A 21748-nucleotide genomic window follows, 5' to 3' on the forward strand; every position below is an offset into this window, starting at 1 on the left:
GGTCACGCGGGGCTACGCATCGTCGAGCAGGTCCTGGAAACGGGCCTCGTTCCGGTTGGCGCTGCGCACATACAACGCCCCGCTGACAATCACCAGCGGATACACGCCCAGGCCGAGCAGCAGCCAGGGCACCGGAATACCGAATGCCGCCAGTTCACTGATCTCCGGGACGGCTGCGAGCAGCAGCGGAACACCGAGCAGGATCAGGCCGAATCCTCCGGCCACCACAAGAGACAGCCGCAGCTGCGACCGGATCAGGGAGGACAGGAAGACTTCTCCCACCTCGGACTGCTCATCGAGTTCGCGGGCAACCGGGAAAACCGGCGCGGCTGAGCCCGGGCGGGACGGGGCGGTCACCCGGACCCGCTGCGGGCGGTTTTCGGCAGTCATGCGGTGGGCCTGACCCGGCCGGTGGCCAGTGTGCTGCGCACTGTCGGCAGGTGCCTGCGGCTGACCGGCAGCTCCACCGTGCCAATGCGGATGCTGGCGCGGCCTGCGGACAGCCGAACCTGCCGGATCTGGTGCCGCGCCACCAAGTACGAGCGGTGGATGCGAAGGAAGCCGGCGTCAGCCCACTGCGCTTCAAGTTCCGCCAGCGGAATCCTGATCAGGTAGCTGGTTTCCGCGGTGTGCAGCCGGGCGTAATCGCCCTGCGCCTGGACATACCGGATATCCTCGCGCCGGATCATCCGCGTGGTGGCCCCCTGGACGACCGTCACCACATCGCCGCCGCCGGCCGCCGCCGTCTCCGCGCCGGCCAGCGACTCGCTGATCCGCCGCACCGACTCGGCCAGCCGCTCGGGGCGCACCGGTTTCAGCAGGTAGTCCAGGGCCGCGAGTTCGAAGGCATCCAGCGCGTGCTCTTCATCGGCGGTGACAAAAACGACGGCGGGCGGACGCTCGCTGCGGGCGAGGGCACGGGCGATGTCCAGCCCGGACAGTGCGGGCATGTGGATGTCCAGGAAAATGGCGTCGACGTCGGTGGTCTCGAGTGCGTGCAGGGCCTGGGCTCCGCTGGAGGCACGCAGGATGGTCCCGATCCTGGCATCCCGGCCCAGCAGGAACGCCAGTTCCTCCACTGCCGGCGCTTCGTCGTCGACAACCACCACGTTCAGCAGCTTTGCGGATTTGGACATGTGACACAGACTACTTGCTCTACGTTCGATGTCCGGGCTGCGACTTGGGCACACGCATCGTGATCAGCATTCCGGCACCCTCGGCCGTGTCGATCACCAGGCCGTGGGCGTCACCGTAGAGCTGACGAAGGCGCACATCGACGTTGCGCAGCCCCACATGATCCCCGTCGGCGTGTCCCGCGAGCAGTGTGCGCAGCGCGTCCGGATCCATACCCACACCGTTGTCCTCCACGGTAATCTCCGCCATCGCCCCGGCATCACGGGCGGAAATGGAGATCTGCCCAACGCCGTCGATCGCCTCCAGGCCATGCCGCACCGAATTTTCCACCAGCGGCTGCAGGGACAGGAACGGGATGACGGCGCCCAGGACCTCGGGACTGATCTGCAGGCTGACCTTCAGGCGTTCGCCGAAGCGGGCCCGTTCCAGCAGCAGGTAGCGGTCAATGGAGGTCAACTCTTCGGCCAGCGTGGTGAAATCTCCGTGCCGGCGGAACGAGTACCGGGTGAAATCGGCGAACTCCACCACCAGTTCCCGCGCCCGGGCGGGGTCCGTGTTGATGTAGGAGGCGATGGCGTTCAGCGAGTTGTAGATGAAATGCGGGCTGATCTGGGCCCGCAGGGCTTTCACCTCGGCTTCCATCAGCAGGGCACGCGAGGTGTCGAGCTCGGTCAGTTCCAGCTGCGCCGCCACCCAGTCGGCCACATCGTTCGTGGCGCGGATGAGCCCGGCGCTGAGCGCCGGGGCGAAAACCCCCAGCGTTCCTGCTGCCTGCCCGTTCACCCGCAGCGGGCAGATGAGCAGCTCACCGCCGTCGTCAAGCCCCAGCGCCCGCAGCGCCGGACCGCGGAAAACCTTGGTGCGGCCGCTGTCCTGGACGCCCCGCGCGGCCAGCAGTACACGCTCGCGGCGGTCAGGAGTGTCTGCCAGCGAGCCCTCCCAGGCGAGCACCGCAGAGGTGTCTGTCAGCAGCAGCGTCTCGCACCGCAGCAGCCCCCGCAGATGCCGGCTCGCGCGGGACGCACCGGCAGGCGTCAGCCCGGACCTCAAATGCCTGGCGGCCAGTGATGCGGTGTGCAGGGTGGCGTACGCGGCCCGCTCAGCGTCGGTGCCCAAATCGCGCTGCGAGCGGCTCAGCCGGTAGCCGAGAGCACCTACCGCCGCGAGCGTGAGCACGGCAATGGCGCAGACCAGGGCGACGTCGACGGCTGCAGGCATGCCTAAACCCTACCCAGTCCCGCGACGGTCAACCGGCCGCTGACATGCCGTTGGGCGCACGGAACGGTCCGTTCACCGACCTGGGCGCGGCGAAAGTGGCAGGAGGCTCCCGGAGTTGGAAAAGTGATGGCCATCACAGACGGTGCGTGGTGTTCGGGGTCCGCTACGGTTCCCGGACCCGGATGCCGTACCGCACGTGCCCAACCCAAGGAGGAGAGATGGCTGAACACCAGCCACAATCACACCCCGGAAGCGCGGCACCGGTCGACTTCCAGGAAGTCCAGCGGTCGCCTCGGTTCCAGGAGCTGCGCAAACGCCAGCGCAGCTTCATCTTTCCCATGGCCGCAGTCTTCCTGATCTGGTACTTCGCTTACGTCCTGCTCGCTGACTACGCCCACGAATTCATGTCGACGCCAGTGTTCGGCAACGTCAACATCGGCATCATTCTGGGCCTGCTGCAGTTTGTCAGCACGTTCGGCATCACCATGTGGTACGTCAGCTACGCCAACCGCCGGATGGACCCGATCGCTGCTGAACTGCGCGGGGAACTCGAGGCCAAGGGCGTATCCCTTCCGGAGGAGACCAAATGAACACGCTGAACATCTCCGCCACCGTCACCGCGGAGAAGGTGCAGGAGAGCGGCTGGCTGAACATGCTGATTTTCGGCCTGTTCGTCGCTGTCACGCTCGTGGTTGTGCTTCGTGCCAGCCGCAACAACAAGACTGCGGCGGACTACTACGCTGCCGGACGTTCCTTCACCGGACCGCAGAACGGAACCGCCATTGCCGGCGATTACCTCTCGGCGGCGTCCTTCCTGGGCATTGTCGGCGCCATTGCGATCAACGGCTATGACGGGTTCCTGTACTCGATCGGCTTCCTCGTCGCCTGGCTCGTGGCCCTGCTGCTGGTGGCTGAAATGCTGCGCAACACCGGCAAGTTCACCATGGCAGACGTCTTGTCCTTCCGGCTCAAGCAGCGCCCGGTGCGCATCGCCGCCGCGATCACCACGCTGGCGGTCTGCTTCTTCTACCTGCTGGCGCAGATGGCCGGCGCCGGTGGACTCGTGTCCCTGCTGATGGGCATTGACTCCAAGATCGGCCAGTCCCTGGTGATCACGATCGTGGGCGCCCTGATGATCATCTACGTACTGGTTGGCGGGATGAAGGGCACCACCTGGGTGCAGATCATCAAGGCCTGCCTGCTGATCGCCGGCACCGCCGTGATGACGGTCTGGGTTCTTGCCCTGAACGGCTTCAACCTCTCCGAGCTGCTGGGTGCCGCCGTCGAGACCTCAGGCAACGCCGCGATCCTGGATCCGGGACTGCAGTACGGCAAGTCGGAAACCTCCAAGCTGGACTTCGTCTCGCTCGGCCTGGCTCTGGTCTTTGGCACTGCGGCCCTGCCGCACGTCTTGATGCGCTTCTACACGGTGCCGACCGCCAAGGAAGCCCGGCGCTCCGTGGTCTGGGCGATCTGGCTGATCGGCCTCTTCTACCTGTTCACCCTGGTGCTCGGCTACGGTGCCGCCGCCATGATCGACCGCGAAACCATCACCTCCGCCCCGGGCGGAGTGAACTCGGCTGCTCCGCTGCTGGCCTTCGCGCTCGGCGGTCCGGTGCTGCTGGGGCTCATATCCGCCGTCGCGTTCGCCACCATCCTGGCGGTTGTGGCAGGCCTGACCATCACGGCGGCAGCGTCCTTCGCCCATGACATCTACACGAACGTGGTGCGGAAGGGCAAGGTTGATTCCGAGAGCGAAGTGAAGGTGGCCCGCCGCACGGTGCTGGTCATCGGCGTCGTCTCGATCCTCGGCGGCATCGGCGCCCAGGGGCAGAACGTCGCCTTCCTGGTGGCGCTGGCCTTCGCCGTCGCCGCCAGTGCGAACCTGCCGACCATCCTCTACTCGCTCTACTGGCGCCGCTTTAATACCCGCGGTGCCCTCTGGAGCATGTACGGCGGCCTGGGCTCGGCCATCGGCCTGATCATCTTCTCGCCGGTGATGTCCGGTGCGGAAACCTCGATGATCTCCGGCGTCGACTTCTCCTTCTTCCCGCTGAACAACCCGGGTATCGTCTCGATCCCGCTGGCCTTCTTCCTGGGCTGGCTGGGCACGATCACGAGCAAGGACAACGAGTCGCCGGAAAAGCAGGCGGAAATGGAAATCCGCTCGCTGACCGGTGTCGGTGCCGAAAAGGCCGTGGACCACTAGGTCCGCCGGCCCGACAGCAGACAGGACAGGCGCCTTCCCCGCAGGGGGAGGCGCCTGTCCCGTTAAGCCATAAGCCAGCCGGAAGATCAGTCCCCATCGGCCGGGCCGCGGTCCAGCAGCGGAGCCACCCGGTAGGGGATCAGCTCACCCATCGCCAGGGTGGTGTCGGAGCGTTCGACGCCGGGCACCGCCAGGATGGCCTTGTTGACCCGGAACAGGTCCTCGGCATCGACGGCGACCGTCCGCAGCAGGATGTCCGCGGCGCCGGTGAGACCGTGGGCTTCCACTACTTCGGGGATGGCCGAGAGTTCCGCCGTGATCTCAGCGAGCCGCTGCTGCTGGACGTGGACATGGACAAAGGCCATCAGGGGGTAGCCCAGCGCCACGGGGTTGATCCGGCGTTCGAAGGTGAGGAAGGCACCCTTGGATTCCATCCTGGAAAGCCGTGCCTGGACAGTGTTGCGGGAGATGCCCAGCCGGCCGGCCAGGGCCACGACAGTCCGCCTCGGATCGGTGGCCATGGCCCGCAGGACCCTGAAGTCGGTGCCGTCCAAAATCTGCATAGTGCGCAACGCTAGCACGGCGAAATCGCTCCCGGCAGGGCAGGATGCGCAATCCGAGCGGGCACAGTTGTACCGCCTGCCCGGTGTGAGTAGTGTCACACCTAACTGGGCAACGGTGCCCGGCAACAGGTTTGAACCCCACCACCCCCGGGGTTCCACCACGGAAGGATGCGTATCAAAGTGTCCCTGCATATCCCGGCGGACCATCCCGAAAACACCGGGACGGAACCGCACGATCCAGTAGTCCAGCTCATCCGCCCCGATGGTTTCCGCGTCCGCGACGCCCTCTACGACCGCTGGGTCGAGGACATCGACGCCGCGGCGCTCCGCAGCCTGTACCGCGACATGGTCCTGGTTCGGCGGATCGACACCGAGGCCACATCCCTGCAGCGGCAGGGTGAACTGGGCCTCTGGCCACCGCTGCTTGGACAGGAAGCCGCGCAGGTGGGCTCGGCCCGGGCGCTGCGGCCCTCCGACTTCGTTTTCAGCAGCTACCGGGAGAACGCCGTGGCGTTCGTCCGCGGAGTGGGGTTCGAGGACCTGATGCGGGTCTGGCGCGGCAACGCCTCCGCTGGCTGGGATCCGTATTCGGTGAACATGGCACCCACCCAGGTCATCATCGGAGCGCAGACCCTGCACGCCACCGGCTATGCCATGGGCATCCAGCAGGATGGTCTGGACGACGCCGCCATCAGCTACTTTGGCGACGGCGCCACAAGCCAGGGCGACGTCAACGAAGCAATGGTCTTCGCGGCGAGCTTCCAGGCACCGGTGATCTTCTTCTGCCAGAACAACCAGTGGGCGATCTCCGAACCCGTGGGGCTGCAGGCACAGATCCCGGTCGCCAACCGGGCGCCGGGCTTCGGCATCCCGTCCACCCGTGTGGACGGCAACGACGTCCTGGCTACGCTGGCAGCCACGCGGGAAGCCCTGGACCGGGCGCGCAGCGGGGGAGGCCCCACCTTCATCGAGGCTGTCACCTACCGGATGGGCCCGCACACCACAGCCGACGATCCGACCCGCTACCGGGATCCCGCTGAACTCCTGGCCTGGCAGGCGAAGGATCCAATCAGCCGGGTCGGCGCGCTCCTGGAAGCCGAAGGGGAGTTCGACGACGCCTTCCGGAGAGCAGTGGAGCACGACGCCGAGTCGCTGGCCCGGGAGCTCCGCGCCGCCTGCACGGGAATGCCGGAGCCGGCGCCCCTGGACGTTTTTGCCCACGTCTACTCGACGCCCAACAGCTGGCTGGACCGCCAGCAGGAGCACTACCGGCAGTATCTCGCCATGATGGGCAGCGCCGCGGAAGGAGGCCTGCGATGACCGGCATGACCTTTGGCCGCGCCATCACCGCCGGACTGCGCGAGGCCCTCGCCGGGGACCCGAAGGTGCTCCTGATGGGGGAGGACATCGGCAAGCTGGGCGGCGTCTTCCGGATAACTGACGGGCTGCAGGCCGATTTCGGTCCCCGCAGGGTGATCGACACACCGCTGGCCGAGTCCGGGATTATGGGGACCGCCGTCGGGCTCGCGTACCGCGGCTACCGGCCGGTGGTGGAGATCCAGTTCGACGGGTTCATCTATCCGGCGTTCGACCAGATAGTGTCCCAGGTCGCCAAGATGCACTACCGGACGCGCGGGGCGGTGAAGCTGCCGCTGACCATCCGGGTGCCGTTCGGCGGGGGGATTGGTTCCCCCGAGCATCATTCCGAGTCGCCTGAAGCCTACTTCACGCACACCTCCGGACTGCGGGTCATCAGCGTCTCGAATCCGCAGGATGCCTACACCATGATCCGGCAGGCCATCGCCTGCGATGATCCGGTTCTCTATTTCGAGCCCAAGCGGCGCTACCACACCAAGGGCGAGGTGGACCTGACACTGGATGGAGCCCTCCCGATGGGTGCGGCGCGGGTGGCCGCCCCGGGCACCGACGTGACCCTGGTGGCCTACGGACCGCTGGTGATGACCGCCCTGGATGCGGCCGCCGCGGCGCAGGACGAGGGACTATCCGTGGAAGTGATCGACCTGCGCTCGCTGGCGCCCATAGATTACGACGCCGTGGAGGCCTCTGTGCGGAAGACCGGCCGGCTGGTGGTCACCCACGAAGCAGCCCAGTCCGGCGGTCTGGGCGCGGAGATCGCGGCAAGCATCACCGAGCGCTGTTTCGACTACCTGGAACATGCCCCGGTGCGGGTGACCGGGTTTGACGTTCCCTATCCGCCGGCACGGCTGGAGAAACACCACCTCCCGGACCTGGACCGGATCCTGGACGGAGTGGACCGGGTGATGCGCCGGCCCAACTCGCTGGACCGGCCGGCCGTCCTGGAAGGAGCCCAGGGATGATCCGCGAATTCCGGCTTCCGGACCTGGGGGAGGGCCTGACCGAATCGGAGATCCTCAGCTGGCGGGTGGCGGAGGGGCAGACGGTGGCGCTGAACCAGGTCATCGCCGAAGTGGAAACCGCTAAGGCCGTGGTGGAGCTGCCGTCTCCCTTTGCCGGTGTGGTGGCCCGGCTGCACGAGCTGCCGGGAACCGTCGTGGAAGTGGGATCGACCATCATTTCCTTCGACATTCCGGATCCGGAGCGGCCGCCGGACGGCGACGGCGGAGCACAGGACGAGTCGCCTGCCGCGATACCCGCCGTGCCCCAGCAGGAGGCACCGGGGCTGGAGGCGCTGAACCAGGGGGCCTCGAACCAGGAGGTCCCGACCCAGGCAGCACCGCGCCGGCAGCCAACCCTGGTGGGATACGGTGCCGAACCGGAGCCGGCAGGACACCCGGTCAGGAAACCCCGCCCTGGACTGACGAAGATGCGGGGGCCGGACGCCCGTCCAGCGGACGAACCGAATCCACCCATGCAGCCCAAGGCCGGGCAGCCGGTCGCCGGCCAGTCGAACGCCAGTCCGCCGGTGGAGCGGCTGCGCTCCACCCCACCCGTCCGGAAACTCGCCCGGGACCTCGGAATCGATCTGGCCTTCGTCCCCGGGACCGGGCCGGATGGCAGGATTCTGCGCTCGGACGTTGAAGCGGCCGTCCTGCCGGCCGGCGCGGATGGCACCGGCACCGCTACTGGCGCCGGCGCCGGCCTCGGCACCGGCGCCCCAGCGGCGGCCGGGAACGAAGCTGCCCCGAGGAGCCAGGCCGTGGGCGAGGACGCCCCGCACCCGGGTCGGGCACGTGAAGAGCGCATACCGGTTTCCGGAATCCGGAAGCATACGGCGGCTGCAATGGTGAGCAGTGCCTTTACGGCCCCGCACGCCACGGTCTTCCTCACGGTGGACGTTACGGGCTCAATGAACCTGCTGAAGAAGCTGAAGGCCCGGCCGGAATTTGAGGGCGTCCGGCTGACTCCGTTGGTCCTGGCCGCCAAGGCAGTCTGCCTGGCACTGCAGCGGCATCCGGGCCTGAACGCCCGCTGGGACGAGGAGGCCAGGGAGATCATCCGCTACCGGTATGTAAACCTCGGCATCGCTGCGGCGACTCCACGGGGGCTGCTGGTGCCAAACATTAAGGACGCACAGGAGCTGGGCCTGCGCGAACTGGCGCTGGCGATTGCAGATCTGGCCGGCACCGCCCGTGACGGCCGGACCCCGCCGGCGGCACTGTCGGGCGGAACCGTGTCGATCTCCAACGTGGGAGTGTTCGGTGTGGACGCCGGGACGCCGATCCTGAACCCCGGTGAGGCAGCCATCCTGGCGCTGGGGGCTGTCCGGCGCCAGCCCTGGGAATACGAGGGCAATATTGCCCTGCGGGAGGTCGCCACCCTGAGCCTGTCCTTTGACCACCGGCTGGTGGACGGCGCGGAAGGGGCAGCGTTCCTGCGGGACATCGGGGATGTCCTGACCGAACCTGCCATGGTCCTGGCGCTGGCCTGAGGCCGGGCAGCGCAATCAGGCCGGGAAACCAGGCCGGGAAGTCAGGCTGGAAAATCCGGAGGAACGCGGAGGAATGCGCCAGGGCCCGCTCCCACGCAAAGTGCGGGAGCGGGCCCTGGCGGAACTGCTGCGGGGCAGGCCTAGGCCAGCTCGAGTTCCAGTTCCCGGACAACGGCGCCGCGGGCGTTGGCAAAGCTGCGTTCCTCACCGATCATCTTGAAGCCGTAGCGTTCCAGGATGCGGATGGAGCTGACATTGTCCGCGACAGCGCGTGCCCGCACCGGACGCTCGGGGAACTCTTCGAGGAAGAGGCCCACGGCCGCCGTCGTAATCCCCTGTCCCCAGCGGGAACGGTCGATCCAGTAGCTGATCTCCGGGACGTCGCCCTCGCGGTAGGCGAGGATGGATCCCACCACATCGCCGTCGGCCACGATGGTGCGGACGGTAATCGAAGGGTCGCTGAGGATTTGCTGCCAGTGGAGGTCGAAGACGCCCCGGTCTGACGGATTTTTGGCGGCGAAGGCGGCCATATGGTTGGCGCCCGGGTCCAGCTGATGGTTGAAGAATTCATCCAGATCGGCTGGAACAACGGCACGAAGCTCAATCACGGCAGGTCTTTCTGCTCGGGGTGTTTTGTCCAGCGTACTAGGCATTCAGTGCCGCCCACGCCATTCGTTCCAGCAAGGCGCGGAGCCGCACTGTCTCCCGCGCCGTGGTTTTGCTGGTCAGCGTGTGGGACGTGGAGTTGATCAGGCCGAACACCGCCTGCGCGCGGTGGCGAAGCAGCGGCAGGCCGGAATCGGGGTGCAGGGCGGAAATGGCGTCCACCCACACCTCGACGTACTGGCGCTGCAGGGAGCGCACCGTGCGCTCGTCCTCTTCCGGCAGGCTGGCGAGGTCCCGGTCCTGGACCCGGATGACGTTGGACTGGCGCAGGGCGAAGTCCACTTGGAATTCGATCAGGCCGGTCAATGCGTCCTCGGCGGTACTTGATTCGGCGACGACGGCGGTCCCGCCCTCCAGCAGATCCTTGCTCACACCGATCAGCAGGGCGGCCAGCACCGCCGGCTTACCGCTGAAGTGGCGGTACACGGCCGGTCCGCTGACTCCGGCGGCCGCGCCGAGTTCTTCGATTGAGACACCGTTGTAGCCGCGCTCCGCGAACAGCGACGCAGCGGCATCGAGCATGGCGGCACGGCGCGACGCCTTGGCCGCGCTGCGGCCGGTTGTGGTGCGCGGGGTGGTCTTGGTGACTTCCATGCCTGCCTTTCCGCGGTCCTGTATGGGCAACTCCTCCATTGTGGTGGACAGGTCAGTTAATAGCCACTAACCTAATTTGGGTTAGTGGTCATTAACCGGCGTCGGCACTGGCGCAGGTTCCCACGCGGTAAAACCAGAGGAAGTCGATGGAGACCCTTGTTACCGGTGTGGATGCCGCCTCGGCGTCCTACGCAGCCAATGATTCGGCCCAGCGGATCCTCGCCGGGGAGCTGCGCAAACTGCTCGCCGAAACCGCCCAGGGCGGTCCGGCCCGGTCCCGTGAGCGTCACACCGGGCGGGGGAAACTGCTTCCCCGGGAACGGGTGGAAATGCTGCTCGACGACGGCAGCCCGTTCCTGGAGATCGCACCGCTGGCGGCCAACGGCATGTACGGCGGCGACTGCCCGGGAGCGGGGCTGATCGCCGGCATCGGGCTGGTGCACGGCAGGCATGTGATGGTGCTGTCCAACGACGCCACGGTCAAAGGCGGCACCTACTACCCGCTGACGGTGAAGAAACACCTCCGGGCCCAGGAAATCGCGCTGGAGAACCGGCTGCCGTGCATTTACCTGGTGGATTCCGGCGGCGCCTTCCTGCCCCTGCAGGACGAGGTGTTCCCGGACCGGGATCACTTCGGTCGGATTTTCTACAATCAGGCCCGGATGTCCGCCGCGAAAATTCCGCAGGTCGCCGCCGTGCTGGGTTCCTGCACCGCCGGCGGTGCCTACGTCCCGGCCATGAGCGACGAAACCGTGATCGTGCGGAACCAGGGCACTATTTTCCTGGGCGGTCCGCCCCTGGTGAAGGCTGCCATCGGAGAAGTCGTCACAGCGGAAGAGCTCGGCGGCGGGGAACTGCACTCCCGGATTTCAGGGGTCACGGACCACCTGGCCGAAAACGACGCCCACGCCCTGGAAATAGTGCGGAACATCGCTGAGACCTTTCCGGCCCCGGAGCATGCCTGGGAGCCGGGGCCTTCGGCGGAACCCGCCGTGGACCCGGACGGACTCTACGGTGCAGTGCCCGCTGACCTGCAGACCCCCTACGACGTGCGGGAGATCATCGCCCGTCTCACGGACGGCAGCGAATTCCACGAGTTCAAAAAGGAGTACGGCACCACCCTGGTCACCGGCTTCGCCCGGCTGCACGGACACCGGGTGGGAATCGTCGCCAACAACGGTGTCCTGTTCAGCGAATCCGCGCAGAAAGGTGCCCACTTCATCGAACTCTGCGACCAGCGCGGCATCCCGCTGATCTTCCTGCAGAATATTTCCGGCTTTATGGTCGGCCGGGACTACGAGGCCGGTGGAATCGCCCGGCACGGCGCCAAGATGGTCACCGCCGTCGCTACCTGCCGGGTTCCGAAACTGACCGTGGTGGTCGGCGGGTCCTTCGGGGCGGGGAACTATTCGATGTGCGGACGGGCCTACTCGCCGCGCTTCCTGTGGATGTGGCCGGCCGCCCGGATTTCCGTCATGGGCGGAAACCAGGCCTCCGCCGTGCTGGCGACGGTACGGCGGGATGCGTTGGAATCCCAGGGCGGGGAATGGAGCTCCGAGGAGGAGGAAGCTTTCCGCGAACCCATCCGGCAGGACTACGAGGCCCAGGGCAGCCCCTACTATTCCACGGCCCGGCTCTGGGACGACGGCATCATCGACCCGCAGGACACCCGCACCGTTCTGGGCCTGGCCCTGGATGTCTGCGCCAATGCTCCGTTGCCCGCAACCTCCTTCGGCCTCTTCCGGATGTGACCCCCATGACTTTCGAAACCGTACTGGTGGCCAACCGCGGCGAAATCGCCTGCCGCATCATCCGCACGCTGAAACGGCTGGGACTGCGGACCGTCGCCGTCTACAGCGACGACGACGCCGATGCCCGGCATGTGCGGGAAGCTGACACGGCCATCCGGCTGGGCCCGGCTGATCCGCGGCAAAGCTACCTCGACGCCGGTGCCGTCCTGGCCGCCTGCCGGGCCTCCGGTGCCCAGGCTGTGCACCCCGGCTACGGGTTCCTGAGCGAAAACGCCGCCTTCGCCCGCCTGCTGCAGGAAAACGGAATCACCTTCATCGGTCCGGGCGTGAAAGCACTGGAGCTGATGGGGGACAAGATCCGGTCCAAGAACCACGTCGCCGGGTACGGTGTTCCGGTCATCCCCGGTGTCGCTGAGCCCGGGCTCACCGATGAGGATCTGGCGGCTGCCGCCGGGCGGGTCGGCTACCCGCTGCTGATCAAGCCCTCAGCGGGAGGCGGCGGCAAGGGCATGCAGGCCGTGCGCAGCCCCGCCGCGCTGCCGGCCGCCCTGGCCTCCGCCCGCCGGGTGGCGGCCTCGGCCTTCGGCGACGACACGCTTTTCCTCGAACGGCTGGTTCCCGCGCCGCGCCACATCGAGGTGCAGGTCCTCGCTGACACCCACGGCAACGTCATCCACCTGGGCGAACGCGAGTGTTCCCTGCAGCGCCGGCACCAAAAGGTCATCGAGGAAGCACCGAGCGTGCTGCTCGATGATGCCGCCCGCGGCAGGATTGGAGCAGCCGCCTGCGAGGCCGCCCGCTCGGTGGAGTACACCGGGGCCGGGACCGTGGAGTTCCTCGTCTCCGGAGAAGCACCGGACGAGTTCTTCTTTATGGAGATGAACACCCGGCTGCAGGTGGAACATCCGGTCACGGAAATGGTCACCGGCATAGACCTGGTGGAGTGGCAGGTCCGCATCGCCGCCGGCGAGCCGCTCGGATTTGCCCAGGAAGCGGTCCGGCTGACCGGCCACGCGGTGGAAGCCCGCGTGTATGCCGAGGACCCGGCCCGGGAATTCCTCCCCACCGCCGGAACCGTGCAGCTCCTGCACGAAGCGTCCGGAGACGGGGTGCGGACCGATTCCGGGCTGCTCGAAGGCCAGCAGGTGTCCGCCAGCTACGATCCGATGCTTGCCAAGGTCATCGCCTGGGGACCGGACCGGGGGCAGGCCCTCGCCCGGCTGGACGCAGCGCTCGCCGAAACCGTGATCCTCGGGATCGGCACCAACATCGAATACCTGCGGCTGCTGCTGGCGGATCCTGATGTCCAGGCGGGGGACCTGGACACCACTCTGATCGAACGCCGGCTCCCGGACCTGCAGTTCCAGGCGCCCGACGACGTCGAACTGGCTGCCGCTGCCCTGTTCCGGCTCGCTGTGCTGCAGGGGAAGGCGGCCCCGCTGCAGAACCACGGGGCAGCGCCAAGCCCCGGGGCCCCCTGGCAGCGCGCCGACGGCTGGCGCATCGGCGGGGCACGGCCGCTGACGGTCACCGTCACCGCAGGGGACACCACACACACGGTGGAGGTCACCGGCACTCCGGCCGCTGCGGACGTACGCGTCGACGGCGCGGGGGTACGCCGGGCGGCCCTGCACCTGGACGGAAGCCGGGCGCGGCTGGTCCTTGACGGTGTGGTCCACTCCCTCTGGCTCGCCGCTCCGGTGCCGCCGCCCGGCCAGGGCCAGGTGCTCTGGACCGCCAGGAACGGCTTCACCGCTGGCCTGGACCTGCCGGACCGCAGGGAACGGCTCCGTGCTTCCCTGGCCGCCGCGGGACGCGTCGAAGGCGCATCGGATCCCGTCCTGCGCTCGCCGATGCCCGGCACCGTCGTAACCGTCGCCGTCGGGAACGGGGACACCGTGGACGCCGGCCAGGCACTGCTCAGCGTGGAAGCCATGAAAATGGAACACCAGCTCACCGCGCCCGTGGCCGGCACTGTGTCCATCAGCCTGCGCCCCGGCGACCTGGTCAAGGCCGGTCAGGTCCTGGCCACCGTGTCCCCTCCTGCCGCACCACCCCAACCCCCAGCATCCGATGGCCCGATCCCGGCCGCGGAAACGCACGCCTAACCGAAGGAGCAGGGCATGCCGGACTTTGAGCTCAGCGAGGAACACCAGGTGCTCTCGGACACGGTCCGGGAATTTGCCGACGAGGTGGTGGCCCCGGTCTCCGCCAGGCACGACGAGGAGCACAGCTTCCCCTATAAGGTGGTGGCGCAGATGGGGGAGATGGGTCTGTTCGGGCTTCCCTTCCCTGAGGAATACGGGGGTATGGGCGGCGACTACTTTGCCCTGGCACTCGCCCTGGAGCAGCTGGCCCGGGTGGACCAGTCGGTGGCCATCACCCTGGAAGCCGGCGTTTCCCTCGGCGCCATGCCGATCTACCGCTTCGGCACCGAGGAACAAAAACAGCAGTGGCTGCCGGCCCTGGCCGAGGGCACCGCGCTCGCCGGGTTCGGACTCACCGAACGCGAGGCTGGTTCGGACGCCGGGGGCACCAAAACCACCGCCCGCCTGGAGGACGGGGAATGGGTGATCAACGGCAGCAAGGAATTCATCACCAACTCCGGTACCGACATCACCTCGCTGGTCACCGTCACCGCCGTCACCGGCACCTCCGAAGAACCCGGCGGAACGGTGCGCAAACAGATCTCCACGATCGTCGTCCCGTCCGGCACTCCCGGCTTTACCGTGGAGAAGCCCTACAACAAGGTGGGCTGGAACGCCTCGGACACGCATCCGCTGACCCTGGATAACGTGCGGGTGCCGCGGGAAAACCTGCTGGGAACCGAGGGCCGCGGATTCGCCAACTTCCTGCAGATCCTGGACGAGGGCCGGATCGCGATCGCGGCCCTGGCCACCGGCGCAGCACAGGGCTGCGTGGACGAAGCGCTGCGCTACGCGTCGGAACGCCACGCCTTCGGCGCACCCATCGGGAGTAACCAGTCCATCGCCTTCAAGATTGCGCGGATGCAGACCCGGGCACACACCTCGCGCCTTGCGTACTATGACGCCGCGGCCCGGATGCTGGCCGGCAAACCGTTCAAGGCCCAGGCCGCTATGGCTAAGCTGATCGCGGGAGAAGCCGCCATGGACAACGCACGGGATGCAACCCAGGTCTTTGGCGGCTACGGTTTCATCAACGAGTTCACGGTGGCAAGGCATTACCGCGACTCGAAGATCCTCGAAATCGGTGAAGGCACTTCCGAGGTTCAGCTGATGCTGATAGCCCGTGAACTGGGGCTCTGAAGCGGAGGAGTTGGTCAACGGTGATTAACGAACGGACGGTTCCATGATTGACAAGACGGTGGCGACGGCAGCGGACGCCGTGGCCGACATTCCCAGCGGCGCTTCCCTGGCCGTGGGAGGATTCGGGCTCTGCGGCATCCCCGCGGCCCTGATCGAGGCCCTGCACGATCAAGGTGCGGACCAGCTGGAAACGGTCAGCAACAACTGCGGCGTGGACGACTGGGGGCTCGGCCTGCTGCTGGCCGACCACCGGATCCGCCGCACGGTCAGTTCCTATGTGGGGGAGAACAAGGAATTCGCCCGGCAGTACCTGGCCGGCGAACTGGAGGTGGTTCTCACCCCGCAGGGCACCCTGGCCGAGAAACTGCGGGCCGGCGGGGCGGGAATCCCGGCGTTCTACACCAGCGCCGGCGTCGGCACCCAGGTCAGCGAAGGCGGACTGCCGCAGAAGTACGACGCCGAAGGCGGCGTCGCGCAGGCATCGGAACCCAAGGAGGTCCGTGCTTTCCGCGGCCAGGACTACGTCCTGGAAGAGTCCCTGACCCCGGATTTTGCCCTGGTCCATGCCTGGAAGGGCGACCGGCACGGCAACCTGGTGTTCCATGCCTCGGCCATGAACTTCAACCCGCTCTGCGCGATGGCCGGAAAGGTCACGATCGCCGAGGTCGAGGAACTGGTGGAAGCCGGTGACCTGGATCCCGGCGAGATCCATGTCCCGGGCATCTTCGTCCAGCGGGTGGTCCTTGCCGGTCCGGGGGAGAAACGGATCGAGAAGAAGACGGTTTCGGAACCCCGGACAGCAGACACTTCAGGCGGCGCAGCACCCAGGAAAGGCCTGTAATGGCACTGACACGCAATGAACTCGCAGCCCGGGTGGCGCAGGAACTGCAGAACGGGCAGTACGTGAACCTGGGCATTGGGATGCCCACCCTGATCCCCAACTACATTCCCGACGGCGTGGAAGTAGTGCTGCACTCCGAAAACGGGATCCTGGGCGTTGGACCGTATCCGGAGGAGTCCGCACTGGACCCGGACCTGATCAACGCCGGGAAGGAAACCGTGACCGTCAACCGGGGAGCGGCGTTCTTTGATTCCGCGGCCTCCTTCGGCATGATCCGCGGCGGGCATGTGGACGTCGCCGTGCTCGGTGCCATGGAGGTCGCCGCCAACGGGGACCTGGCCAACTGGATGGTTCCCGGGAAAATGGTCAAGGGAATGGGCGGGGCCATGGACCTGGTCTTTGGGGCCAAGCGGGTGATCGTCATGATGGAGCACCTGGACCGCAGCGGCGCCCCGAAGATCGTCTCCGAGTGTTCCCTCCCGCTGACCGGCCGCGGCTGCGTGGACCTGATCATCACCGACCTTGCGGTGATCGAAGTGGGGCCGGAATCCCTGGTGCTCCTGGAGACCGCCCCCGGAGTCACCGTGGAGGACGTTGTGGCCGCCACCGGAGCGCCGCTGGAAGTGGCCCTTGGTGTCTGAAGCCCGGACACCGGCGGGCGGCCCGGGGGAGGCCGGCCCGCCGGAGGGACAGGCGCGCGTGGTTGTCCAGCGTGGCCTCTGGTACGAGGAACTGGAGCCCGGGACGGTGTATGCGCACCGTCCGGGCCGGACCCTGACCGAAGCGGACAACGTCCTGTTCAGCACACTCACTATGAATTCCCAGCCGCTGCACCTGGATGCGGCCTACAGCGCCGGTCAGCCTTTCGGGCAGCGGCTGGTGAACTCAATGCTCACACTTGCGGTGATGGTCGGCCAGTCCGTGGGGCAGCTGACCCAGGGCACCCTGGTGGCGCAGCTGGGCCTCACCGACGTGGCGTTTCCGCTTCCGCTGTTCCACGGGGACACCCTGTATTCGCAGACCCGGGTGGCCGCCAAGCGGATCTCCGGGTCCCGCCCCGGCCAGGGGATCGTGACGCTGGAACACACCGGATTCAATCAGGACGGCGCCGTAGTGGCCACGTTCTCCCGGACCGCCCTGATGTGGACGGAGTCCGGTTACCAAGAGGCCCGGAACGGGAGCTGAACCGGTTCAACGGGTAACCGCGGGGCGTCCGCACCGGTAAGTTGGAGAAGCCTTGGAAGTCGAAGCCGCGTAAGGAGCACCCCAACATGACCACCTTTCCCATGGGACCCGCACTGCTGTTCTGTCCCGCGGACCGGCCGGACCGGTTTGCCAAGGCCGCCGAGCGGTCCGACGCCGTGATCCTGGATCTGGAAGACGCCGTCGCCTTCGAAGCCAAGGAACAGGCGCGGGAGAACCTGGCTGCCTCCGCCCTGGACCCGGACAAGACGATCGTGCGCGTGAACCCCGTGAGCAGCACTTCCTTCCGCGCGGACCTGGAGGCGCTCGCCGCCACCAACTACCGGTACGTGATGGCTGCCAAGGCCGAGGACCCGGGGGAGATCGGGCATGCCCTGCGGCACGTCAGCGTGATCGCCCTGGTGGAGACTGCTCTGGGGGTGCTGCGTGCCGCAGACCTCGCCCGGGAGAAGAACGTTGAGGCTTTGATGTGGGGAGCCGAGGACCTGCTGGCCTCCCTGGGCGGAGAGTCCAGCCGGACCGCGGAGGGCAGCTACCGCGGGGTGGCCGTCCATGCCCGGTCCACGGTGCTGCTGGCTGCCGGCGCGTACGGAAAGGGTGCCATCGACTCCATCTACGGCAACATTGCGGATACCGCGGGGCTGGAGGAAGAAGCACGCGACGGCGCCGCGTCCGGTTTTGCTGCCAAGGCCTGCATCCATCCCGGCCAGGTCGCCGCGGTCCGCGCTGCTTACGCGCCCTCCGAAGAGGAAAAGGCCTACGCCCGGGAGCTGCTCGAAGCAGCCCGCGGCCAGGGCGGAGTGTTCAGTTTCCGCGGCGAAATGATCGACGGACCGCTGCTCCGCCAGGCCGAGCAGACGCTGCGCCGGGCAGGTATTGCCGGCTAAACGGAGGCATTCGGTGCGCAGCGGCGATAAGTTTGTGCGCGCACGGGACTCAGCGGGGTGCTCCCGCTGATACTGGGGTATGCGCATAGTCATAGCTGGAGCCCACGGGCAGATTGCACGCGAACTCGGCCGCCTCCTGGTAGCCGCTGACAACGATGTAGCGGGGCTGATCCGCAATCCGGACCAGGTCTTTGACCTGGAGGCAGACCGGGTAGCCCCCGTGGTCCTGGATCTGGAGAACAGCACCACGGAGGATGTCACCCAGGTCCTCACCGGAGCAGACCTCGCCATTTTCGCGGCCGGAGCCGGCCCGGGAAGCAGCATTGCACGCAAGGACAGCGTGGACCGCGGCGGAGCGGTCCAGTTCGCAGAGGCCGCGGAGCTGGCCGGTGTGGCGCGGCTGATCCAGATTTCCTCCATGGGGACGGACGCGGTCCGCGGCGGGCGGCGCCCGGAAGGACTCGCCGACGCGATGTACGCCTATCTGGTGGCCAAGCTGGCAGCAGAAGAGGACCTCGAGGCACGCGACGCCCTGGACTGGACCATCGTGCGGCCGGGGATGCTGACCAACGGCGATCCCGTGGGCCTGGTGGACCTGGCTGCCGATGTGCCGCAGAACACTATTCCCCGGCATGACGTCGCGGCGGTGCGGGCAGAGCTGGTCAGCAGCGGACGCGGCGGCGGCCAGGTGCTGGAGCTGGTCACCGGAACAGAACCCATTCCGGACGCCGTCGCTGCCCTGCCCGTCGCTTTGTGAGGCGCAGCGGCGGCGCAAGTCAGAACCGCATGCGGGATACTTGGAGCATGCAGAATCCCGAGGCTTCCGATACCCAGTTCCGTGCAGAAGGTTCCGGTGCGCCCGGCCGCCACCGGGGAACCCCAGCGCCATCCCGGATCTGGGGTGCAGGCGCCGGCGCACCCGAAGCCGCGCCCCGCCGTGTGGTGCTGCTTGGATCGACCGGCTCGATCGGAACCCAGGCCATCGACGTCGCCGATGCCGCACCCGGGCGCTTCGACATCGTGGCCCTGGCTGCGGGCGGCGGCAACCTGGAGCTGCTGGCCCGGCAGGCAGTCCACACCCGGGCGGACGCCGTCGGCTGTGCGGCGGTGGATCTGCCTGCCCTGAAGGCCGCGGTTGCACAGGCTGCAGCCGAGGCTTCGGTCACCGGCTACGATCCGGAATTGTTCGTGGGTGCCGGTGCAGCCACCGCCGTCGCTGCGTGGCCGGAGGCGGACGTTGTGCTCAACGGCATGACCGGATCGATCGGGCTGGAACCGACGCTCGCGGCACTGGCCGCCGGGCACCTGCTGGCGTTGGCCAATAAGGAATCCCTGATCGTGGGCGGTGCCCTGGTAAAGCAGGCCGCTCGCCCCGGCCAGCTGGTCCCGGTGGATTCTGAACACTCAGCGCTGGCCCAGGCCCTGCGCTCCGGCGCTCCGGAGGAAGTTGACCGGCTGGTGGTCACGGCGTCCGGGGGGCCGTTCCGCGGCCGGGCACGCGAAGAACTGGCGGACGTCACACCGGAACAGGCGCTGGCCCACCCGACCTGGAAGATGGGCCGGATGGTCACCACCAACTCGGCCTCCATGGTCAACAAGGCCCTTGAAGTGATCGAAGCGCACCTGCTGTTCGATATTCCGCTGGACCGGATCGACGTTGTGGTTCATCCCCAGTCGGTGGTGCATTCCATGGTGCAGTTCATCGACGGTTCCACCATCGCGCAGGCCTCGCCGCCGGATATGCGGCTGCCCATCGCCCTGGGAATGGGCTGGCCGCACCGGGTGCCGGGCGCCGCTGCGCCCTGCGACTGGAGCAGGGCCGCGGAGTGGACCTTCGAACCCCTCGACGAAGACGCTTTTCCGGCAGTGCGCCTGGCGAAGGAGGCAGCAGCCTCCGGCGGAACCGGCATGGCCGTCTACAACGCAGCGAACGAGGAAGCCGTGGATGCCTTCCATGACGGACTCATCGGATTCACAGACATAGTTGATACGATCTCGGCCGTGCTGTCAGAGCACACCGGCTCAGGCCCATTGACCCTGGAATCGGTGCTGGCCGCTGAAAAATGGGCACGCTCCGCCGCCCGCGCCCGCTGCGGCAGGTAAGCGAAGTCCGCTCTGATCCAAAGGAAGTCCGTTGAGCGTTTTACTCTTTATCCTGGGCGTGCTGTTCGTGGCGGTCGGGATCGCAGTGTCGATTGCGCTGCATGAGGTTGGCCACTTGGTACCCGCCAAGGCCTTCAAGGTGCGCGTCACCCAGTACATGATCGGTTTCGGTCCCACGGTCTTCTCCCGGCGCCGCGGCGAAACCGAATACGGTTTCAAGGCGCTTCCGCTGGGCGGCTACGTTTCGATGGTGGGTATGTTCCCGCCCAACAAGGAAACGGACGACGGCGGTGTCCGCCGGTCCAGCACCGGGATGTTCCAGCAGCTGGCCGTCGACGCCAGGCAAGCCGAAACCGACCGGTTGGAACCGGGGGATGAAGAACGCGTTTTCTACAAGCTGCCGGTGTGGAAACGGATCATCATCATGCTTGGCGGGCCGTTTATGAACCTGCTGATCGGGATTGTCCTTTTTGCCGTCCTGCTGATGGGCTTCGGCACCGCCCAGAGCACCACCACCCTGGCCTCGGTCAGCGAATGCGTGGTCACGGGCAGCCAGGCAGCGGCCGGGCAGGCGGAGTGCACGGAGTCCGATCCCGCGGCTCCGGCGCACCAGGCCGGGCTGCTGCCGGGGGACAAGATCACTGGCTTCGACGGTAAGCCGGTGGAAGGCTGGGCCGAACTCTCGGAGCTGATCCGCGAGGCAGCCGGCCGAAGCGTCACCGTGACCTATGAGCGCGGCGGCGTGGAGGCTGAAGCCGCCATTACGCCGCTGCTCACCGAACGTCCCGTGACTGAGGAGGACGGCACGGTGGTCCTGGACGAAAGCGGCAACCCGGTGACCCAGGAAGTGGGTTTCATCGGCGTCGGTTCGCAGACCGCCCTGGTGCGCCAGCCCGCCACCGAAGTCCTGCCCATGGTGGGCGAGAACCTGCAGGGGATTGCCGGCGTCGTTATCAACCTGCCCCAGCGGCTGGCCGATGTGGCGCAGGCTGCTTTCTCCTCCGAGGAACGCGATCCCAACGGGCCTATGAGCGTTGTGGGAGTGGGCCGGATCGCCGGGGAGATCTCCTCGATGGAGGAGGCTCCGGTCCAGAACCGGGTTGCGACGCTGATCGGCCTGGTCGGCAGCGTGAACCTGGCTTTGTTCGTCTTCAACCTGATCCCGCTGCTGCCGCTCGACGGCGGACACGTTGCCGGCGCGCTGTGGGAAGGCCTGCGGCGGCGGGTCGCCAAACTCTTCAAGCGGCCGGACCCCGGCCCCTTCGACATGGCGAAGCTGCTGCCGGTGACCTACGCCGTGGCTGTGCTGCTGATGGGTATGGGAGCCCTGCTGATCTATGCGGACATCGTGAAGCCGGTCAGCCTCTTCTAGCCTCTGGTTTCAAAACTGATTGAAGCGCATTTAGGTTGTAATTGAATTT

The 21748-nt window shown here is 67.2% G+C and carries 21 protein-coding genes; 15 read left to right on the top strand and 6 right to left on the bottom strand.

Annotation, left to right across the window (positions count from 1 at the left end):
* Window positions 1-12 precede the first annotated feature (12 nt).
* Genes ArtHe_RS03305 through ArtHe_RS03315 form a run of 3 tightly spaced genes read right to left on the bottom strand, consistent with a single transcriptional unit; the run spans window position 13 to window position 2352 of the window.
* On the bottom strand, window positions 13-390 hold the full coding sequence (locus ArtHe_RS03305) for a hypothetical protein (protein WP_248318761.1): 378 nt from the start codon (window positions 388-390) through the stop codon (window positions 13-15).
* Window positions 387-1118, bottom strand: coding sequence for a LytTR family DNA-binding domain-containing protein (locus tag ArtHe_RS03310; protein ID WP_248319655.1), 732 nt, complete (start codon window positions 1116-1118; stop codon window positions 387-389). Before ArtHe_RS03310 ends, ArtHe_RS03305 begins: the two co-directional genes overlap by 4 nt.
* A 37-nt stretch (window positions 1119-1155) precedes the next feature.
* Window positions 1156-2352 (bottom strand): histidine kinase, encoded by a 1197-nt coding sequence (locus ArtHe_RS03315; protein WP_248318763.1) that lies wholly within the window; start codon window positions 2350-2352, stop codon window positions 1156-1158.
* Between the two features lie 218 nt (window positions 2353-2570).
* Between ArtHe_RS03315 and ArtHe_RS03320 the strand changes: the two genes are divergently transcribed.
* Together ArtHe_RS03320 and ArtHe_RS03325 are read left to right on the top strand one after the other, a co-directional pair.
* Window positions 2571-2942 carry a DUF485 domain-containing protein gene (locus ArtHe_RS03320; RefSeq protein ID WP_066302588.1) on the top strand — a complete coding sequence of 124 codons (372 nt, stop codon included), beginning with the start codon at window positions 2571-2573 and terminating at the stop codon, window positions 2940-2942.
* Window positions 2939-4561 carry a cation acetate symporter gene (locus ArtHe_RS03325; protein WP_066302589.1) on the top strand — a complete coding sequence of 541 codons (1623 nt, stop codon included), beginning with the start codon at window positions 2939-2941 and terminating at the stop codon, window positions 4559-4561. The genes ArtHe_RS03320 and ArtHe_RS03325 overlap by 4 nt, the downstream gene beginning before the upstream one ends.
* Before the next feature lie 86 nt (window positions 4562-4647).
* Here the strand turns inward: ArtHe_RS03325 and ArtHe_RS03330 are convergent, their stop codons facing one another.
* Window positions 4648-5124: an Lrp/AsnC family transcriptional regulator gene (locus ArtHe_RS03330; protein WP_066302591.1), complete on the bottom strand. Its 477-nt coding sequence runs from the start codon at window positions 5122-5124 to the stop codon at window positions 4648-4650.
* A gap of 180 nt (window positions 5125-5304) precedes the next feature.
* On the opposite strand from ArtHe_RS03330, the gene pdhA reads away from it, so the two are divergent.
* Genes pdhA through ArtHe_RS03345 form a run of 3 tightly spaced genes read left to right on the top strand, consistent with a single transcriptional unit; the run spans window position 5305 to window position 8995 of the window.
* Entirely contained in the window at window positions 5305-6444 is a 1140-nt protein-coding gene (gene pdhA / locus ArtHe_RS03335; RefSeq protein WP_248318765.1) for a pyruvate dehydrogenase (acetyl-transferring) E1 component subunit alpha, read from the top strand.
* Window positions 6441-7463 (top strand): alpha-ketoacid dehydrogenase subunit beta, encoded by a 1023-nt coding sequence (locus ArtHe_RS03340; protein ID WP_248318767.1) that lies wholly within the window; start codon window positions 6441-6443, stop codon window positions 7461-7463. The genes pdhA and ArtHe_RS03340 overlap by 4 nt, the downstream gene beginning before the upstream one ends.
* On the top strand, window positions 7460-8995 hold the full coding sequence (locus tag ArtHe_RS03345; protein ID WP_248318769.1) for a dihydrolipoamide acetyltransferase family protein: 1536 nt from the start codon (window positions 7460-7462) through the stop codon (window positions 8993-8995). The genes ArtHe_RS03340 and ArtHe_RS03345 overlap by 4 nt, the downstream gene beginning before the upstream one ends.
* 140 nt (window positions 8996-9135) lie before the next feature.
* Here the strand turns inward: ArtHe_RS03345 and ArtHe_RS03350 are convergent, their stop codons facing one another.
* Together ArtHe_RS03350 and ArtHe_RS03355 are read right to left on the bottom strand one after the other, a co-directional pair.
* The gene (locus tag ArtHe_RS03350) at window positions 9136-9603 is read right to left on the bottom strand and encodes a GNAT family N-acetyltransferase (protein WP_151724061.1); all 468 of its coding nucleotides are present in this window, start codon (window positions 9601-9603) and stop codon (window positions 9136-9138) included.
* Window positions 9604-9640: 37 nt separating this feature from the next.
* A complete protein-coding gene (locus tag ArtHe_RS03355) occupies window positions 9641-10255 on the bottom strand; it encodes a TetR/AcrR family transcriptional regulator (RefSeq protein WP_066302601.1) in 615 nt (204 codons plus the stop codon).
* Window positions 10256-10401: 146 nt separating this feature from the next.
* Between ArtHe_RS03355 and ArtHe_RS03360 the strand changes: the two genes are divergently transcribed.
* The 10 genes from ArtHe_RS03360 to ArtHe_RS03405 all read left to right on the top strand — a co-directional run bounded on the left by ArtHe_RS03360 (window position 10402) and on the right by ArtHe_RS03405 (window position 21699).
* Window positions 10402-12006 carry a carboxyl transferase domain-containing protein gene (locus tag ArtHe_RS03360; protein WP_248318771.1) on the top strand — a complete coding sequence of 535 codons (1605 nt, stop codon included), beginning with the start codon at window positions 10402-10404 and terminating at the stop codon, window positions 12004-12006.
* 5 nt (window positions 12007-12011) lie between these two features.
* Window positions 12012-14114, top strand: a complete 2103-nt coding sequence (locus ArtHe_RS03365; RefSeq protein ID WP_248318773.1) for a biotin carboxylase N-terminal domain-containing protein — start codon at window positions 12012-12014, stop codon at window positions 14112-14114.
* Window positions 14115-14129: 15 nt separating this feature from the next.
* A complete protein-coding gene (locus ArtHe_RS03370; RefSeq protein ID WP_248318775.1) occupies window positions 14130-15293 on the top strand; it encodes an acyl-CoA dehydrogenase family protein in 1164 nt (387 codons plus the stop codon).
* 43 nt (window positions 15294-15336) lie between these two features.
* The gene (locus ArtHe_RS03375; RefSeq protein WP_248318777.1) at window positions 15337-16134 is read left to right on the top strand and encodes a CoA transferase subunit A; all 798 of its coding nucleotides are present in this window, start codon (window positions 15337-15339) and stop codon (window positions 16132-16134) included.
* Window positions 16134-16775, top strand: a complete 642-nt coding sequence (locus ArtHe_RS03380) for a CoA transferase subunit B (RefSeq protein ID WP_248318778.1) — start codon at window positions 16134-16136, stop codon at window positions 16773-16775. The genes ArtHe_RS03375 and ArtHe_RS03380 overlap by 1 nt, the downstream gene beginning before the upstream one ends.
* A gap of 58 nt (window positions 16776-16833) precedes the next feature.
* The gene (locus ArtHe_RS03385) at window positions 16834-17319 is read left to right on the top strand and encodes a MaoC family dehydratase (RefSeq protein ID WP_248319656.1); all 486 of its coding nucleotides are present in this window, start codon (window positions 16834-16836) and stop codon (window positions 17317-17319) included.
* Window positions 17320-17405: 86 nt separating this feature from the next.
* A complete protein-coding gene (locus ArtHe_RS03390) occupies window positions 17406-18224 on the top strand; it encodes a CoA ester lyase (protein ID WP_248318779.1) in 819 nt (272 codons plus the stop codon).
* 79 nt (window positions 18225-18303) lie between these two features.
* Window positions 18304-18981 carry an NAD(P)-binding oxidoreductase gene (locus ArtHe_RS03395; RefSeq protein ID WP_248318780.1) on the top strand — a complete coding sequence of 226 codons (678 nt, stop codon included), beginning with the start codon at window positions 18304-18306 and terminating at the stop codon, window positions 18979-18981.
* Window positions 18982-19028: 47 nt separating this feature from the next.
* A complete protein-coding gene (gene dxr / locus ArtHe_RS03400; protein WP_248318781.1) occupies window positions 19029-20327 on the top strand; it encodes a 1-deoxy-D-xylulose-5-phosphate reductoisomerase in 1299 nt (432 codons plus the stop codon).
* A gap of 31 nt (window positions 20328-20358) precedes the next feature.
* On the top strand, window positions 20359-21699 hold the full coding sequence (locus ArtHe_RS03405) for a site-2 protease family protein (protein WP_248318782.1): 1341 nt from the start codon (window positions 20359-20361) through the stop codon (window positions 21697-21699).
* The last annotated feature ends 49 nt before the right edge of the window (window positions 21700-21748 follow it).

The sequence above is a fragment of the Arthrobacter sp. Helios genome, from assembly GCF_023167125.1.
Lineage (GTDB): Bacteria > Actinomycetota > Actinomycetes > Actinomycetales > Micrococcaceae > Arthrobacter_B > Arthrobacter_B luteolus.